Source organism: Congregibacter brevis, from assembly GCF_045689245.1.
GTDB lineage: Bacteria > Pseudomonadota > Gammaproteobacteria > Pseudomonadales > Halieaceae > Congregibacter > Congregibacter brevis.
The window spans coordinates 3,438,667-3,454,596 of the sequence record NZ_CP136865.1; the positions used below are offsets into that span (position 1 = coordinate 3,438,667).

16 protein-coding genes and 1 other RNA gene are annotated in these 15,930 nt (G+C 54.7%); 9 read left to right on the forward strand and 8 right to left on the reverse strand.

From position 1 onward, the window contains the following. Positions 1 to 42 precede the first annotated feature (42 nt). Entirely contained in the window at positions 43 to 1,707 is a 1,665-nt protein-coding gene (recN, locus tag R0137_RS15185; RefSeq protein ID WP_407327246.1) for a DNA repair protein RecN, read from the forward strand. Positions 1,708 to 1,746: 39 nt separating this feature from the next. Here the strand turns inward: recN and fur are convergent, their stop codons facing one another. After that, a complete protein-coding gene (gene fur / locus R0137_RS15190) occupies positions 1,747 to 2,166 on the reverse strand; it encodes a ferric iron uptake transcriptional regulator (RefSeq protein ID WP_407327247.1) in 420 nt (139 codons plus the stop codon). A 72-nt stretch (positions 2,167 to 2,238) separates the two neighbouring features. Here fur and R0137_RS15195 point away from each other — a divergent pair, with 72 nt between their 5' ends. After that, positions 2,239 to 2,664, forward strand: a complete 426-nt coding sequence (locus R0137_RS15195) for an outer membrane protein assembly factor BamE (protein ID WP_407327248.1) — start codon at positions 2,239 to 2,241, stop codon at positions 2,662 to 2,664. On the opposite strand, the gene R0137_RS15200 is transcribed toward R0137_RS15195, so the two are convergent. The 3 genes from R0137_RS15200 to R0137_RS15210 are packed head-to-tail and all read right to left on the reverse strand — an operon-like array spanning position 2,661 to position 4,802. Continuing rightward, positions 2,661 to 2,981 carry an RnfH family protein gene (locus R0137_RS15200; RefSeq protein ID WP_407327249.1) on the reverse strand — a complete coding sequence of 107 codons (321 nt, stop codon included), beginning with the start codon at positions 2,979 to 2,981 and terminating at the stop codon, positions 2,661 to 2,663. The genes R0137_RS15195 and R0137_RS15200 overlap by 4 nt on opposite strands. After that, positions 2,978 to 3,412 (reverse strand): type II toxin-antitoxin system RatA family toxin, encoded by a 435-nt coding sequence (locus R0137_RS15205; protein ID WP_407327250.1) that lies wholly within the window; start codon positions 3,410 to 3,412, stop codon positions 2,978 to 2,980. Before R0137_RS15205 ends, R0137_RS15200 begins: the two co-directional genes overlap by 4 nt. A 46-nt stretch (positions 3,413 to 3,458) precedes the next feature. Further along, a complete protein-coding gene (locus R0137_RS15210; protein WP_407327251.1) occupies positions 3,459 to 4,802 on the reverse strand; it encodes a sodium-dependent transporter in 1,344 nt (447 codons plus the stop codon). A 116-nt stretch (positions 4,803 to 4,918) separates the two neighbouring features. Here R0137_RS15210 and smpB point away from each other — a divergent pair, with 116 nt between their 5' ends. Further along, positions 4,919 to 5,401, forward strand: coding sequence for an SsrA-binding protein SmpB (smpB, locus tag R0137_RS15215; RefSeq protein ID WP_407327252.1), 483 nt, complete (start codon positions 4,919 to 4,921; stop codon positions 5,399 to 5,401). A 31-nt stretch (positions 5,402 to 5,432) separates the two neighbouring features. On the opposite strand, the gene R0137_RS15220 is transcribed toward smpB, so the two are convergent. From R0137_RS15220 to R0137_RS15230, 3 genes are all read right to left on the reverse strand, one after another. Then, on the reverse strand, positions 5,433 to 6,200 hold the full coding sequence (locus tag R0137_RS15220; RefSeq protein WP_407327253.1) for a sulfite exporter TauE/SafE family protein: 768 nt from the start codon (positions 6,198 to 6,200) through the stop codon (positions 5,433 to 5,435). A gap of 61 nt (positions 6,201 to 6,261) precedes the next feature. Next, entirely contained in the window at positions 6,262 to 7,065 is an 804-nt protein-coding gene (locus R0137_RS15225; RefSeq protein WP_407327254.1) for a transporter substrate-binding domain-containing protein, read from the reverse strand. Positions 7,066 to 7,177: 112 nt separating this feature from the next. Further along, on the reverse strand, positions 7,178 to 8,959 hold the full coding sequence (locus tag R0137_RS15230) for an amidohydrolase family protein (protein ID WP_407327255.1): 1,782 nt from the start codon (positions 8,957 to 8,959) through the stop codon (positions 7,178 to 7,180). Between the two features lie 216 nt (positions 8,960 to 9,175). Between R0137_RS15230 and R0137_RS15235 the strand changes: the two genes are divergently transcribed. Beyond that, positions 9,176 to 9,949 carry a ferredoxin--NADP reductase gene (locus tag R0137_RS15235; protein WP_407327256.1) on the forward strand — a complete coding sequence of 258 codons (774 nt, stop codon included), beginning with the start codon at positions 9,176 to 9,178 and terminating at the stop codon, positions 9,947 to 9,949. Positions 9,950 to 9,976: 27 nt separating this feature from the next. Continuing rightward, positions 9,977 to 10,516 carry a DUF924 family protein gene (locus R0137_RS15240; RefSeq protein ID WP_407327257.1) on the forward strand — a complete coding sequence of 180 codons (540 nt, stop codon included), beginning with the start codon at positions 9,977 to 9,979 and terminating at the stop codon, positions 10,514 to 10,516. Positions 10,517 to 10,523: 7 nt separating this feature from the next. Here R0137_RS15240 and R0137_RS15245 read toward each other — a convergent pair whose 3' ends face one another. Continuing rightward, on the reverse strand, positions 10,524 to 10,943 hold the full coding sequence (locus R0137_RS15245) for a DUF1761 domain-containing protein (protein ID WP_407327258.1): 420 nt from the start codon (positions 10,941 to 10,943) through the stop codon (positions 10,524 to 10,526). 144 nt (positions 10,944 to 11,087) lie between these two features. Here R0137_RS15245 and ssrA point away from each other — a divergent pair. From ssrA to R0137_RS15265, 4 genes are all read left to right on the forward strand, one after another. Next, positions 11,088 to 11,478: a transfer-messenger RNA gene (gene ssrA / locus R0137_RS15250) on the forward strand. Positions 11,479 to 11,758: 280 nt separating this feature from the next. Next, a complete protein-coding gene (locus R0137_RS15255; protein ID WP_407327259.1) occupies positions 11,759 to 13,906 on the forward strand; it encodes a TonB-dependent siderophore receptor in 2,148 nt (715 codons plus the stop codon). A gap of 15 nt (positions 13,907 to 13,921) precedes the next feature. Continuing rightward, positions 13,922 to 14,530 carry a hypothetical protein gene (locus R0137_RS15260; RefSeq protein WP_407327260.1) on the forward strand — a complete coding sequence of 203 codons (609 nt, stop codon included), beginning with the start codon at positions 13,922 to 13,924 and terminating at the stop codon, positions 14,528 to 14,530. A 53-nt stretch (positions 14,531 to 14,583) separates the two neighbouring features. Further along, positions 14,584 to 15,930, forward strand: a complete 1,347-nt coding sequence (locus R0137_RS15265) for a PepSY-associated TM helix domain-containing protein (protein ID WP_407327261.1) — start codon at positions 14,584 to 14,586, stop codon at positions 15,928 to 15,930.

Sequence of the window (15,930 nt, forward strand, 5' to 3'; positions counted from 1 at the left end):
TCGGATGGGTTATAAACCTCGGCTACACAGAACGAGATGCTCATGCTCACCCAAATCACGATTAGCCAGTTCACTATCGTTGAAAGTCTCGAGGTTGATTTTCGCGATGGGCTAACAGTCGTCACTGGCGAGACCGGTGCGGGCAAATCAATCATGCTCGACGCGCTGGGTCTTTGCCTGGGCGACCGCGCAGACCCCAGCGCCATCCGCCCGGGCCAGGATCGTGCGGATATCAGCGCGCGCTTTGACATTGATGGAATGACCGCGGCTCAAAAGTGGCTGAATGATCATGATTTGGACGCCGACGGAGACTGTCTTTTTAGACGTGTCATCACCCGCGAGGGAAGATCCCGAGCCTATATCAATGGGCGTCCAACGACGCTGCAGGACTGCGCAGCGCTAGGGGAACTGCTGGTCGATATTCATGGTCAGCATGCTCACCAGTCTTTGCTCCGACGCCCGCACCAGCGTCTATTGCTGGACAGCTACGCCGGACAAACATCCACCGCACAAAAAGTAACGCTTGCGGCACATGAATGGCTGCGATTACGAGACGAGCTCGAAGCCCTGCGCAACAGTCAGCAGGAGCAGGCGGATCGCGAGCAGCTGCTGCGTTATCAGGTGGGGGAGCTTGATGAACTAGCCCTGGGCGATAGCGAACTGCAAAGTCTGGAAGCTGAGCAACGGGTGTTGGAGAACGCCGACGCTATACAGCGCCAGGCGGCCAGCGCTATTGAGCTATGTGACAGCAACGAGATCGGCGTCCGAACGGCGCTGACCACGCTTTCCGAGGACCTCCATCAGGGCAAGGCGATCGACAGCGTGCGTGAGATGCTCGATTCCGCGGCCATCCAGCTAGGAGAGGCAAGGAGCGAGCTGCAGCAATATTTGGCCGGCGCAGAGAACAACCCCCAACGCCTTGCGGATGTAGAGGCTCGACTGGAGTCAATCTACGGCCTCGCACGAAAGCATCGCATCATGCCCGAGCAGCTGGGGCCCCATCACCAATCTTTAAGCGAAGAACTAGCCACGCTGGACTCCAGTGACGAGCGCATCGAGGCATTGGAAGCAAACCTTGCGAAGCAGTTGGCGGACTACAAGTCTGTGGCCAGCAAACTCAGCAGCGCCCGAAAAAAATCCGCCACAAAGCTGGAAAAAGAGGTATCCAAGCTCCTCAGCAAACTGTCCATGGGCAACTGTCAATTCAAAATATCCCTTGGCAAACGGGACACGAACGATCCGCATCCTTTGGGCCAGGAAGACGTTGAACTGCTTATTAGTACCAACCCCGGTGCCGAGCCCCAGTCGCTGGGACGCATCGCTTCCGGTGGCGAGTTGTCACGCATCAGCCTTGCGATTCAAGTAGCTACCGCAGGCAACACCACGGTGCCCAGCATGGTCTTTGATGAGGTGGATGTGGGCATTGGCGGAGCTGTCGCCGAGGTCGTTGGACGACTACTCGCTGATATGGGTAAGAAAGCGCAGGTGCTCTGCGTGACACACTTGCCGCAGGTCGCGGCCCAAGGTCAACAACACCTTCAGGTGGAGAAATCAGGCGACAGCAAGCAGCTGGCCTCTACGCTCCATGAGCTAAGCGAAAAGCAACGGGTTGATGAGATCGCGCGAATGCTGGGTGGACTCAAAATGACCAAGAACACGCTGGCACACGCCAAAGAAATGTTGGAGAGCAGAGACTCCGCGGCCTAAGTCTAAAAAACGACAAACGCTAGAGACAAAAGCTAGGAGTTACTTCTCCTTACGCTTACGTACCTTTAAGACCAGAGAGTGATCAACCAACTCAAAGCCGTGCTCTTCGGCGATTTTCTTTTGACGCTCTTCGATAATCGGGTCGTTAAACTCGATCACCTGCCCTGTGTCTTCACAGACCATGTGGTCGTGATGCTCGCCATGGTCAAGCTCAAAGACGGAATGACCGCCTTCAAAGTTATGGCGGGTCACCAGGCCAGCGCCTTCGAACTGAGTAAGAACGCGGTACACCGTCGCCAAACCCACGTCTTCACCGGCATCGCGAAGCGCCTGATAGACGTCTTCGGCGCTCATATGCCGCTCATGCTGATTGGAATCCTCCAAAATCTGAAGAATTTTGATACGTGGAAGGGTGACCTTAAGGCCAGCACTGCGGAGATCTTGGTTACTAAATGGCATACGGGATGCACTTCTCTGATAGGTCGCTCATCGGTATGATGCCACCCCACACCCACTAGTGGAAGTTAGTCCTTGATCCGACCACGACACATTTTGCGCGTCTTTTTGCTCACGACCTTGCTCACCACCTGCCTGACAGGACTGAGCGCCTGTGGATTCGTGGGGTTTCCTGGCGTCTACAAAATTGATATTGAGCAGGGAAATCTGGTCACTCAGGAGATGATAGAGCAGCTTCAGCCGGGTATGAGCCGGCGCCAGGTGCGATTCATCATGGGCTCACCTCTGGTCGAAGATACCTTTCAGCCGGATCGTTGGGACTACCCCTACGTCATCCGCAATGGCCCGGATATCATCCGCGAAGCTCAGGTGCGGATATTCTTTGAGGGTGACAGCCTAGTGGATGTTACCGGTGATTATTTGCCTAGCTGGGCCAACCCTAATGCCGAACCCCAAGGTTCTACGGAATCGGAAGAGACAGAAGAAGCGAAAGAAAGTTAGTCTTCCGACTGATTTTCTCGCCGAGCCTTCGCGCGAGCGGCCCGCTCTTTCCTTACCTCTTTAGGATCCGCGAGCAGCGGCCGGTAAATCTCCACCCGATCTCCGTCTCGAAGCACCTGCGTTTGTGCCGCTAGGTGGCCGAACACCCCCAAGCGCGTGTCCTCGCCGAGCGTCAGATCATCAAACTGCTTTTCGATTCCCGATTGCTGCGCTGCGGCAAACGCTGTGGTCCCCTCAGGTACCGATAGCTTGATGATTGATTGGCGTTCCGGCAATGCGTAAACCACCTCAATGCTAATCACTTCGGGATTACTCATGACCCATAGACATCCTGGGCGCGACGCACCACCGCATCGACGAGATTCCCGGTCACTCGATCAAACAGCTTTGCCGCAGCCGCGCTGAGTAAGCCGCCGCGAAACTTAAACTCCAGATCGAGAGACACCTTGCAAGCCTGCTCCGCCAAGGACTGAAAATGCCAAGCACCAGCAAATTGCTCAAATGGCCCATCCTTGAGCGTTAAGCGAATCGTCTCGAAGGGAACCAATTCGTTGCAGGTGGTAAAGCTATGCGAGATACCCCCGCGGGCAAGATCCAGACGCGCTTCCATATGCGCGGCGTCGGTATGCAAAATCGAAGCGCCTACGCAGCCATCCATGTACTGTGGGTAGGCCTCTACATCATTAACCAGGGCAAACAACTGCTTGTCCGAAAAGGGTAATAGAGCGCTACGGTGTATTGAGGTCATAAAATTCGCTATTCAGTTTCAGTAAGCCATCGCTTGCGCTTGCACATCATGGGACCAGCGATAGCCAGAGCCATGCGAAAGCGATCACAGGCACAGCCACAAAGCGGATGAGAAAATACCACAGCGAAAACAGTATGTCGGGTTCTCGCGCCAGCTCCTGACGAAGAACGTCTCTCGGCATTCGCCATCCCACGAACAACGCGAGCAGCAATACCGCCGCCGGGATAAGCCACTCTGCGGTAACGCCATCCAGCCACTGCAAAAAACCTTGCCCTTTTTCGGCAGCGCCGAGATCTACGGTGGCATACGCAGACAGCATAAAGGCAATGACGGCCATTCCTATGGCGGCTTGTACGCGGGGCACCCGAAACTGCTGCTCGAGCACACTCACGATGGGCTCCAGCAGAGCAACCGCTGTTCCCAATACCGTCACAAAAACCGTCACGAAGAACAGCGCGCCGTAGAGATCTCCAAACGGCATGTTGCCAAAAGCATAGGGCACGCTGATAAACAGCAGCCCAAAGCCTTGAGCGGGAACCAGGTTATTGGCAAACAGCACGGGGAATATCGCTACACCCGCAGCAACGGCTACAACGACATCGAAAAGCGCCACCGTGACCACCGCACGCACGATGGGAAGTTTACTGGGAGCATAGGCGCCGTAACTCATCCCCACCGCTACCCCAATGCACAGCGTATAAAACGCGTGCCCTAACGCCGCCATGAAGGACCCACGGTCAAAATCCATGGGTTGCCACGCAAAAAGGAATTCACCCGCGGCGCTAAGGTCACCGAATTCAATAGAGAAACTGACGATCACGCCAAGCAGCGTGATGAGCAACGGCACTGCTATCCACACAAACAAGCCGATGCCCCGTCGAAGGCCAAGAGCGACCGTCAGCGCCAAAATGACCGCAGCCAGAAACTGCCATCGCAACAGCCCCGCGGGCGCTGAGATTTTTGTGTCAAAAGCTTCCGCGGCATCACTCAAAGCGATAGCAGCAAAGCCCCCCAGCTGCATTTGGTAGGCGTAAGCAAGACTCCAACCGGCGATGAGCAAGTAAGACACCAGCAACAAAAATCCCGCCAGGCAGGACAACAACGCTACCGTTAACCACAGCCGCGACCTGTTGGACACATCGGTCGCCCAGCTCATGGTCAAAAAAGGCGACCCTCGGCCATGACTACCCAAAACCACTTCTGCGACGAGGAGTGGAACGCCTATAAAGAAGAGACAAAACAGGTAGCTAAAGAAAAACGGTGCGCCCCCGTGCTCACCCATGAGCCAAGCAAAACGCCAGAGATTACCCAGTCCCACCGCCGCAATCGCGAGAGCGAACACGAAGGTTGTTCGGGATTGCCAGCGTTCCACAGGTGAGTACAGGTTCATCAAAGTCCGAAGCGCAATGGGAGAGCACAGCTTGCCCGAGCACAGCCTTATTGCAAAGTACCCTCGAAGCGCACAATGACCACTCTTCTCGGGAACACAGCCTGTACAATAGACCCATGGGAAAGAAACACGCCAAAAACATCGATACCACGATTGTTCAAAACAAACGTGCGCGCTTTGACTATCAACTTCTGGAAACCTTTGAAGCGGGTGTCGCCCTCACGGGTTGGGAAGTCAAAGCTCTACGGGCAGGAAAAGCGCAGCTGACGGATTCCTACGTGATGATGAAGGATGGCGAGGCGTTCTTGCTCGGCTCACAAATCACACCGCTAGCAACAGCATCGACGCACTACGTAACGGACCCTACCCGGACGCGCAAGCTTTTACTGAATCGTCGCGAGCTTGCACGAATCCTGGCAGCCATCAGCGCCAAGGGGCAGACTTGCGTATGCACCAAGCTGTACTGGAAGGGTCATCTCGTCAAAGCAGCCATTGCCCTTGCTCACGGCAAGCAAAGCCATGACAAGCGGCAAACGCAGAAAGAGCGTGAATGGGGGGTGCAAAAGCAGCGCATCATGCGAGATGCCGTAAAACAGTAGTCGAACTTGGTTGTGCGCTGATTGTTACGCGCTAGGCCGCCAAGGCTTTTACAGTAATGCTAATACCCACAGCGTAGAGTACAAACAAGGCTATGCGGCGGTAGAGCAGACTCCCAAAACGTGCGAAGACCGCATGGCCTATACGATCGCCAATCATCATCGCGGGCATACCTAACAGAAACATCCAAAAGCTTGTTGTCGTGAGGTAGCCCGAGAAACCGAACACACAAAGCGCGATGACCGCAGAGAGCATAAAGAAGGTGAGGAGCATGGCCCTGCTGTGCTTGGCATCTCCCTGCGTCGCCATAACAAAGATGATCACCGGCGGACCTGGAATAGCAAAAACACCGTTCATTAGCCCCGAGACCAAACCGGTAGTGGTAGGAACCCCCAGCCTCGGCGCCCGCGGTGCTGGATGAAACATAGTCAGAACGGCACAAGCGGTAAGCACGCCCAGCCCTATCCACAACTGAAACTGATCCACCGAGACATGTTTTAGCAGTTGCGCTCCCCCTAAGGTCCCAACGATCGACGCAAGACATATAGGCAGCAAAGGGCGCTTGGGCGCGTCCGACCAAAACTTGTGCGCGCTCAACAAGCTGGTCCCAAGAGTTAGAGACGCCGTTATCACCACGGCGTCGGTAGGCGCCACAAAGAGTGACAAAACGGGCATGGCCGCCAACGCAAATCCAAATCCGGTAAACGCGCGGAGCAGCGAAGCAAACAGCAATGCCGCCCAGATGGCCAGCATCTGATAAAGGCCGATGTCGGCAAAGGTGCTTACCAGATCGTTACTCACGGGCAGTGCAAACAAAAACGCCCCGGTCCACAGACCAGGGCGTTTGTCACACGATCAAGAACTAGGGTAGCGCTGCGACCCACGAGCTGTTCTCCAGCCACTTCTGACGAAGCTTAGTAAGAAGGCCTGTTCCCTCGTAGGCGCGCAGGTAGTTTTGCACCAGATTCAAAAATTCGGCATCACCCGAAGCCAGAGCAATACCAAAAGGCTCTACCGTAAGCGGCTTATCCAGAGTGACAAGACCAGCGTCAGGGTTTCTCAGAACCTGAAGCTTGCACACAGGAGCATCTGCAACCATGCCCGCTGCCTCACCACTGGTGACCATGGCTATCGCTTCCTCGTAGTTAGCGACTTCCACAAGCGTTGCATTGGGAGCCGCCTGGGTTACAAACGATGCACTGGTAGAGTTCTTCAATGCCGCTAGTTTTACGTCGGTCGCTGCAATGCCGCCGCTCGCGATCTGCTCCAGCGCAGTGCGCGTTGCGAGAATCGACTTACCACTCATCATGTAAGGACCCACAAAAGAGGCGCTTCTGGAACGCTCAGCAGTAATAGCCATGCCGGACAGCACCATATCGACGTCACCGTCAGCCAGTGCCTTGGTCAGATCACCAAACGGCATAGGGCTTAGCTTAAGCTCGGCGCCCATTGCATTAGCAAGCGCATTGGCCAAATCCACATCAAAGCCCATGAGCTCGCCCTGGCGGTTACGCATATTCATGGGTGGCTGATCGCCGGACATGCCGACCACTATTGTTTTGCTCTTGACGACGCGATCCAGTGTGTCGCCTGCAAGCGCCAAAGGCGAAAGCAGTACGCTCAGCGCCAAAAAGCCGCCGGCTATAAGTTGTGCGGGTTTGAACATAGTTGACTCCCTTGATGTCAAAAATACACGGGCAATTCACCCGCGCGAATAAAAACTGCAGCGCAGCATAGCTGATTTTGTTTGGCGATATTGTGTCGGTTTTAGCCGTAGCTTAAGCAACGGATTCCAAGGCCTGCTGCCCCGCCCGATACAGACGCCCGGGGTTCTTGCCGGTCAGCTGATCGTTCTCCAGAACCGTTTCGCCGTCCACGATGACTGCTCGGTATCCTGCCGCGTCCTGCAACAGACGCTGCCCACCTGCAGGCAAGTCCTGAACCATGCGCGGCGCGAACAGACGCAGATTGTCAAAATCGATCACATTGATGTTCGCCTTGAGGCCTACCTTGATACGACCGCGATCCGCCATGCCGCAGTAATCCGCAATGTCTGAGGTCAAGCGTCGTATGGCTTCGGTAAGCTCAATCTTGCCGCCGCGAGCACGATCCCTCGCCCAATAGGTCAACAAATAGCTGGGGAAGCTGGAGTCGCAAATAGTACCCACGTGGGCACCGCCATCGGACAGTCCCATGATGGACTGGGGGTGGGACATCATTTCAAATACGTTATCGAAGTTCATATTCGTGTAGTTATAGATGGGAAAGTAGAGCAGCGCCTGCCCGTCGTCTTCCAACAACAGGTCATAAATCATCTCGAGGGACGACACGCCTTTTTCCTGTGCCATGTGCAGCACGGATGTTTCGGCGCTCTGCTCATATTCTGGGTTCTCGCCGAGCAGGAAGGTTTTGCTGGCCACGTAATCAATGGCAGCCATAAGCGCGTCCACAATCGGTGGCACTGGCGTACCGTCGCCAGCCAGGGTCTCGGACTCTTCGGTCAGAATCTGCGCCTTAAAAGCCTCTTCCTTCATCTTCGCGACGCGCTCTTCTAAGGGCAGGTCGCAAATCGCTTTGTAGCTGGGAAACCCAATAAAGGGATGAAAGGTGCACTGTAGACCCGTAATCACACCAATGCCTCGAGGCGCGGTTTGCAGGCGCATGCTCACGCCTTTGGCTTCGGCTTTTTCAGCGCGGTCGATAATGCGTCGCCACTGATCGGGAGCAAAATCCCGCTGCATAAGTGATAGAGAAAACGGACGCCCCTCCCCTGCCGCCGCCATGCTCTCAAGAATATCGAACTCCTTGTCGAAGGCATCCCCCTCTCGCTCGAGGTCAAAGTCGTTCACCGCCTGCAAAGTGCCATGGGATAAGCCGACAAAAGCGCTTGCGATACCGGCAAGCTCCTCGGTGGTCGCCTCGGAGGACGGCGTCCAGTCGCCATCAGCGCTACGATGAACGTCAGAACGCCCCGTGGAGAAGCCAATAGCTCCGGCTTCCAGCGCCTCGCGGGTGATCTTTCTCATGGCCGCGATATCTGTCTCGGTAGCGGGCTCATTGCACACGGCGCGATCGCCCATCACGTAAACGCGCAGAGGGTCGTGAGTAACCTGTACGGCAAAGTCGATGCTATGGGGTTTTGCGTCCAGGGCATCCATGTACTCGGGCAGGGTCTCCCAGTCCCAGGTCAGACCTTCGGCGAGGGCGATGCCCGGAATGTCCTCAACGCCTTCCATCAATCGGATGAGCTTTTCCCGGTCTCCCTCGCGCACGGGCGCAAAGCCAACGCCGCAGCTACCCATGACTACGGTACTTACCCCATGGTTAACGCTGGGCTGCATACCTGCATCCCAGGAGACCTGACCGTCATAGTGGGTGTGAAGGTCTACAAAGCCCGGGGTCACGATATGGCCTGTGGCATCAAGGGTCTCTCGCGCTTCACCGGCGCATTCGCCAATAGCCACGATGGCGCCGTTGCGAACAGCGACGTTGGTTTGCCGGGGCTCGGAGCCCTCACCGTCGTATACCAAACCACCGGTGATTTTCAGGTCGTATTCCATGTTCTAACCTTTATTTTGTTATCTATTGCGGATGTTTCGGAAGTCTAGGCAGCACCGCGGGACCTGTCCACCACACAAGGTTGAAGAATCCGGGAATAAGGTTAGGAAAAACCGTTCTTGAAATACGCCATGGTTTTCTTGCAGGTGACCGTCAGGGTGATCAGAATTCGCGACTCGTAACGTATAAGCCGTTCAAACTGTATTTGAGGACCCGTCATGGCCGCCGTAACACCCGCCAAAGTTACCGAAGTAAAGCACTGGAACGACCGACTGTTCAGCTTCAAAACCGAGCGTGCACCCGAGTTTCGCTTTGAAAACGGCCATTTCACAATGGTCGGTCTGGAAGTAGAAGGTAAGCCTGCGCTGCGTGCCTATAGCATTGCCAGCGCCAACTACGAAGAAGAACTGGAATTTTTGAGCATAAAGGTCGCGGACGGCTTACTCACCTCTCGTTTACAACACATCAATGTGGGCGATGAAGTACTGCTCGGCAAAAAGCCCGTAGGTTCTTTGGTGCTCACGGATCTGCACCCGGGTCGTCATCTCTACCTGTTTTCGACCGGCACAGGCTTGGCGCCGTTCATGTCGATCATCCGTGACCCCGACGCCTACGCTCGCTACGAGAAAATCGTGTTGGTACACGGCGTGCGTCACATCAGTGATCTGGCGTATCACGACTACCTCACTAATGAGCTTCCAGAGCACGAGTATCTGGGTGAAGAGGTCCGCGAGAAGCTTCTGTACTACCCGACGGTCACGCGTGAGCCCTTTAAGAACAATGGGCGCATCACTGAGCTACTGGAAAGTGGCAAGCTCGAAGCTGACCTGGGTCTACCCACGATTGACCCCACTCAGGATCGCGCCATGATCTGCGGCAGCATCGCGATGCTGGATGACATTTCTGCGTTGCTGAATCGGCGAAACTTTACCGTGTCGCCCAATCAAGGTACTGCGGGTGACTACGTCATTGAACGTGCTTTTGTAGGCTAAGACTGGCCGGCGGAGTAGACTAGCTCCATGGAAAGCGCACAAGCAGTTTTAGATTTTTGGTTTGTTGAGTCCGGCTCCAAGCGCTGGTTCAAACAATCTGATGACTTTGATGCGCTGTGTCGTGAGCGTTTTTTACCCACCCTTGAAGCCGCCCGGCTGGGAGAGTGCTGGAAGTGGCGATCCACTCCCGAGGGACGCTGCGCCGAAATCATTGTCCTCGATCAATTCTCAAGAAATCTGTTTAGAGAAGACCTGCGAGCTTATACGCAGGATGGTATTGCCCTGGTACTGGCCCAGGAGGCCGTTGCGCGGGGGGATGATCTGCGTATGAACGACGACCAGCGTTACTTTAGTTACATGCCGTACATGCATTCAGAGTCGCTTGCCGTACACAAAGAGGGACTGCGCCTTTTCGGGGCGCTGGGTAATACCGAGGCACTTCGCTACGCTATTGCGCACGAAAAAGTTATCGCGGAATTTGGTCGCTACCCCACTCGAAACGCTGACTTGGGCCGAACCAGCACCCCAGAGGAAGAGCAGTACCTTGCGAATCGCAAAGGTTGGTGATTGCGGGCTAGTTCCAGCCGCCGAGTATGGCGCCCATCAAGGTCATGGTAACCACCCAGTAACCACCGTTCACCAGAATGTAGGACCAAGATCGCAGCTCAAACAATGCGACCACGCCAAAGGCAAAGAAGATCCAACCAAAACCCGTGAGAAATCCGTATAGAGCACCGCTCTGTAAGGTGATGTCGGGCGTGCCAAGAAACATCGCCAAGCAGACACTCATGATCAATAGAAAGATAAAGGTGAGACCAAAAATCTTGGCCTTGTTACCGCTGGCGATCTGTTCTTCGGAGATGTCCGCGGCCTTCATCCAGGCCTTTCCGAACAGGAGCGGCGAGTACCATAAGCCGCCCACAAAGAACCCCGCGAGTGCTGCAACGACAATTGCTGATACGCTTACTGATACGTCTACTGATATCTCACCCATAGCGCTCTCCCCGAGTAATTATTGTTAGTCCGCCGCAAAGCTTAGCGACTTAAGAGTTGGATAGAGCGCGGCGATTGTCAAATCCAGTTCGCACCCGTCAACCGATGGCAAAACCCGATTTATGGTAAACTTTCACCCAACACTGGGGGCGTTACGGATTCGACGACGGTAACAAAACCTGCGGTGCATGCCGTGATGGTAGCCAATCACGTAAATCCAAAGCTGCAAACTATTAGTTGCCAATGACGACAACTACGAGGTAGCGCTGGCTGCGTAAGCAGTCATCAATACTTCATCTAGTGGCTTCGGCCCTAGCGGTCTTTAGCAAGGTTCCAGCCCCGCGTTACTGACTGTCATATAGAACTGGATCGCAGCAAAGCAGGCTCCGGGCCGCGCTGCTAAACATTTACGGGGATCGCCAATCACGTCCTGCCCATTGGGCTGTGTGCGGCTAGACTAGTTAATGGGATCTAAGCATGTAGAGCCAAAGGCAGAGTGCTGGCGGACGCGGGTTCAACTCCCGCCGCCTCCACCAAATTAAAAAAGGCCAGCCCGAAAGGGTTGGCCTTTTTTAATTTTTGGACTCCTGCAAGAGCTGAGTTCGCGCTCGAAAGGCGCGGGTACCTCACTGGACGTGAGGCGATCGCGCAGCGCATGGATGCGCAATAGCGATCCCTTAGCGCAGCGAGGTCTGTCGAGCAGGCCGAGCCAGTGAGACGCAACTCCCAACCACAAAAACTACTCACCCTATTGCAATCCCCAAAATACTAAATGATAATCACTCTCATTCGTACTTAGATTCATTAGGAGCCCATGTGAAACACCCCCTCCCCCGCACAATTTTCTTCATCGCCACTCTGCTTGCAAGCATTTCAGCCGCAGCGCAAAACGACCCACAACTCGAAACAGTGATCGTGACCGGCAAGTTATCAACATTTGGAGCCACAAAGTCAGACATCCCCATCCTTGAGACAGCGCGATCTGTGTCTATTGTGCCCGCAGAGGAATTCCTGGAAAGAGGAGCACTGACCCTGGATGACACACTCAATTACACCTCGGGAGTCGTCGGCGATACCTTTGGCTACTCAACGCGCGGAGACTTTCCCCGCGTTCGCGGCCTGGATGTTCCCGAGTATCTGGACAACATCCAGGTACTCTTCGGCTTTTACAACAATGCCCGCTCAGACATCTACACCTTAGAGCAAGTAGAGATCCTCAAAGGTCCTGCTTCGGTACTTTATGGACAAGGCTCCCCTGGCGGCTTGGTGAACACCGTGAGCAAGCGCGCGGGGCGCGATAACCTTGAGCGCGAATTCATGCTCGACGCCGGCAGTCAGGACAGGCTGCAGGCTGCGACCGATATCGGGTTTAGAATCAGCGACGATGGCAAATGGAGCGGCCGCTTTGTGGGCGTTTATCGTGACAGCGAAACCCAGGTCGATTTTGTTGATGACGATGCATTGGTATTAGCGCCTTCCATCACTTATCAGACTGACCGCACAACGATGACCGCGCTGGTGAACTACACCGATCGCGAGAGTGACACTGCCCACCAATTCTTACCACTCTCCGTAAGCGGCTGTGCAGACTCGTCAGTACAAATCTCCGAAGCCAACGTGTGTGCTGGAACCAGCGGCGCCGAGGTACCCGCCTCGCGCTACGTGGGCGAACCCGGGTTCAACACTTACGACACAGAGTCCCTATCCGTCACGCTGTTCGGCGAGCATGTTCTAAACGATGTTGTCTCATTTGAGGCCACCGCAAGATACCGCGACAGCGAAGCGGACTATCGACAAACCTGGGTGTCATTCCTGGGAGCGGGCAACCCAAGGACCCTCCCCGATGGCTCAGCCATTGGTCGCAGCTGGTACGACGCGCCCGCGTCCTCCGAGCAATACGCTATTGATGCACGTACCCGTTTCAAGTTTGAAACGGGCAGCTTAAGACATGAGGTCTTGGTGGGCGTTAACTATCAGGACGTAAACACGCGCACTGACGCCGCGTTTCTTTACGCACGACCCACCACCTTTAATGTGTTTAACCCGCAGTACGGCGAGGACCCAGTACCGACGGCAGCCGACTTCGACTCCGCAAGAGGCACCTCCCAAAGTGATACAGAAACCGTCGGTTTTTACATCAACGATCAGATCGAGATGGGCAGATTTGTTGTGACTGCTGGTTTGCGATTCGACGATGTCGAGATCGACAACGGTAGCGAAGTACAGAGCGATGACGCAGTATCGTTCTCGCTTGGTGCGCTATACAAAACAGATATGGGCTTAAACCCTTACATCAGCTACTCCGAGTCCTTTCAGCCCATTGTTGGCACCGACGCACTCACTAACTCAAGCTTTGAGCCCCAAGAAGGCGAGCAATGGGAAGTGGGCGTTAAGTGGCAACCCAGCGGAACTCGCACCTACGTGACCGCAGCCTACTTTGAAATTGAACAATCGAACCTACCCAATCCTGCCGATCTTCCCTTTGCCGCAACGCAGCAGGAAGGCGTAGCCGAAATCAGCGGATTCGAGATTGAAGGCCAGACCGTTATCGGGAATGTCTATCTCGACGCTAACTTCAGCGTATTGGAAACCGAAGATCCCGATGGCGTGCGTTTTCCAAGCATTCCTGAGGAGCAAGGCTCTATATGGGCTACCTGGCGTCCTATGGAGGGTGCTCTCAATGGATTTAGCCTGGGCGCAGGCGTTCGCTACGCTGGCGAAAACCAGAGCAGCGGGACAGCGTTTTTAGCTGACAATGGTTTTGCCCCGACACCCGTCGAAGTTAAAACCGATGGATACACTTTGTTCGATGCTTTGGTGGGATACCAATGGAATTCCACGGCATTCACGCTGAACCTGCGTAACGCGTTTCAGGAAGAGTACTACGGCACCTGCCTTGCCCGAGGTGATTGCTTCCCAGGCGAAGAGCGAACCATCGTAGCCCGAGTTACCCATAGCTTTTAATCCGGAAGATTGCCGATGTTATCTGTAATCGCATCCTCTTTAGTGGGGTTGGGTGTAGCGCTGCTGTACGCTACATGGCGCTCAGCGCTGCCCCGCTTTGGTCGAATCTTGGGCTGGTCTACCATAGCTTTAGGCACTAGCGTCTGGTCTCTGGCCACAGGCATCGAGCGTGGAATCGCCATAGCGCTCATTGTTCTGTGCATCAGTGCACTGGGATTCGTTGCTGTGTCTGCCTCCATCGCTTTCGCGGCGCCGCGCGATGGCAAACAGACGTTCCCTCGGAAAGATAAGCGCGCTTTCAGAGTTCGGAATAACCATCAAGCCGCTGTCGCCTCGAACAACGGTGCAAGCTGGATGCTTCGCCAACGCGTAGGGTGGCTGATCACGGCAGGGCCTGGCGCAGCGCTCCTGGCCTTTACCACGGCACTTGCTAGTCATCAGCTGTTACTCCGTGCGGGCGTGCTGCCGGAAAACGCTCTGGTTACAGAGCTGTTTATGTTTCCTGTGCTCTGGGGGTTCTTAGCCGTTTGGAGTCTCATGGCGCAAAGCCTCAGCCGGCACATAGCCACCATGGCCATACTGCAAATTGCGATCGGCCTTCTTTGCTATGCCTTCGCATCGTGACATTTCCACTCATCGGTTTTGCAGGAGCCGCGGCTTAGATTCCGGATAAGAATATGGTCAAAAAAGCATACAAAAAGACGCTCAAAAAGAAGAGCAACGCAAAGTCAGTGCAACGCGCCGTGTCAGCTCATGGAGTGCTAGGCGTGGCAATCGCCGCTGGTCTTTATCTAGTCTGCTTGAGCGGAACAGTGAGTGTGTTCAAAGATCAGTTGGAAGTATTTGAGCAAAGAAGTGAAATACCGGAGGTATATAGCTTCAACGGAAAAGAACTCCTGAAAGCATCAAGTGAAGCGATCCAACTGGATCCCGACACAAAGCACTTAGTCGTGTACCCCCCTACCCAGAAAAAGAAAGCCGCAATCGTGGGAACCGACAATAAATCACATTACTCAGACTCCGAGGGCCGACTGGCATTGGAGAAATTTCATCCCTGGTCCAGCTTTCTCATAGACCTCCATTACTATCTCAATCTGCCCCATGGCTTTGGAATGATTGTCGTAGCAATTTTTGGGGTACTGCTGTTTGCCATGTCGGTATCTGGCTTACTGGCTCACCCCAACATATTTAGGGATGCATTCTCGTTTCGTCGCGGAAAGTCATCGCGACTGGTGCATACCGATATCCACAATCGCCTGGGCGTTTGGACCATGCCGTTCCATTTGAGTAATTCGCTAACCGGGGCAATGATCGGACTGGCAAGCGTATCGGCCCTAGCCGTCGCCACTCTTAACTACGAAGGGGATACGAGCGCGGTTTTCGCTCCGGTGTTTGGCAGCGAACCCGAAGTCGACTTACGGCCCGCGCCCATCGCACGAATGGATTTATCCCTGACTCACGTCCGGGAGAACTACGCTTTTACAAGACCCGTGCTTCTGGTACTCCACGATCCGAATACCGAAGGTCAGTATCTGCAGATTTTTGCGGAGCATCCCGACCGCCTAATTTATGCCGAGAAATACAACTACAACGGGGACGGTGAGTTTCTGGGAACGGTGGGCTCGGCGGACGGCAGTATTGGACAGCAGGTGGGCGACTCTGTGTACAAAGTACACTTTGGCTCCTTTGGCGGTATGCCCGTAAAAGCCGCCTATGCGCTCTTTGGCCTATGCTTACTATTCATTATCCATTCAGGGATGCGCGTGTACTTTCTAAAGCGCCAAGCTCGAGGTAAGAGCACAGCAGCAATGTATGGTGCTTGGCTAGGTGTCGCTCTCGGCGCTCCATCGGCTCTTGCTCTAACACTGTCCGTGAGCTTGGTGCTCCCTCTAACGCAGGAGCAGCTCCAGCTGTTGTTCTGGCTTGGCTTGGTGTTCGCTGTTTGTTTTGGGCTTTATAGGGGCTATCGCTCTGACAGTAGGGCCGCTTTGGCAGCGAACCCTGTTGTGCAGCAGACCGTCTGA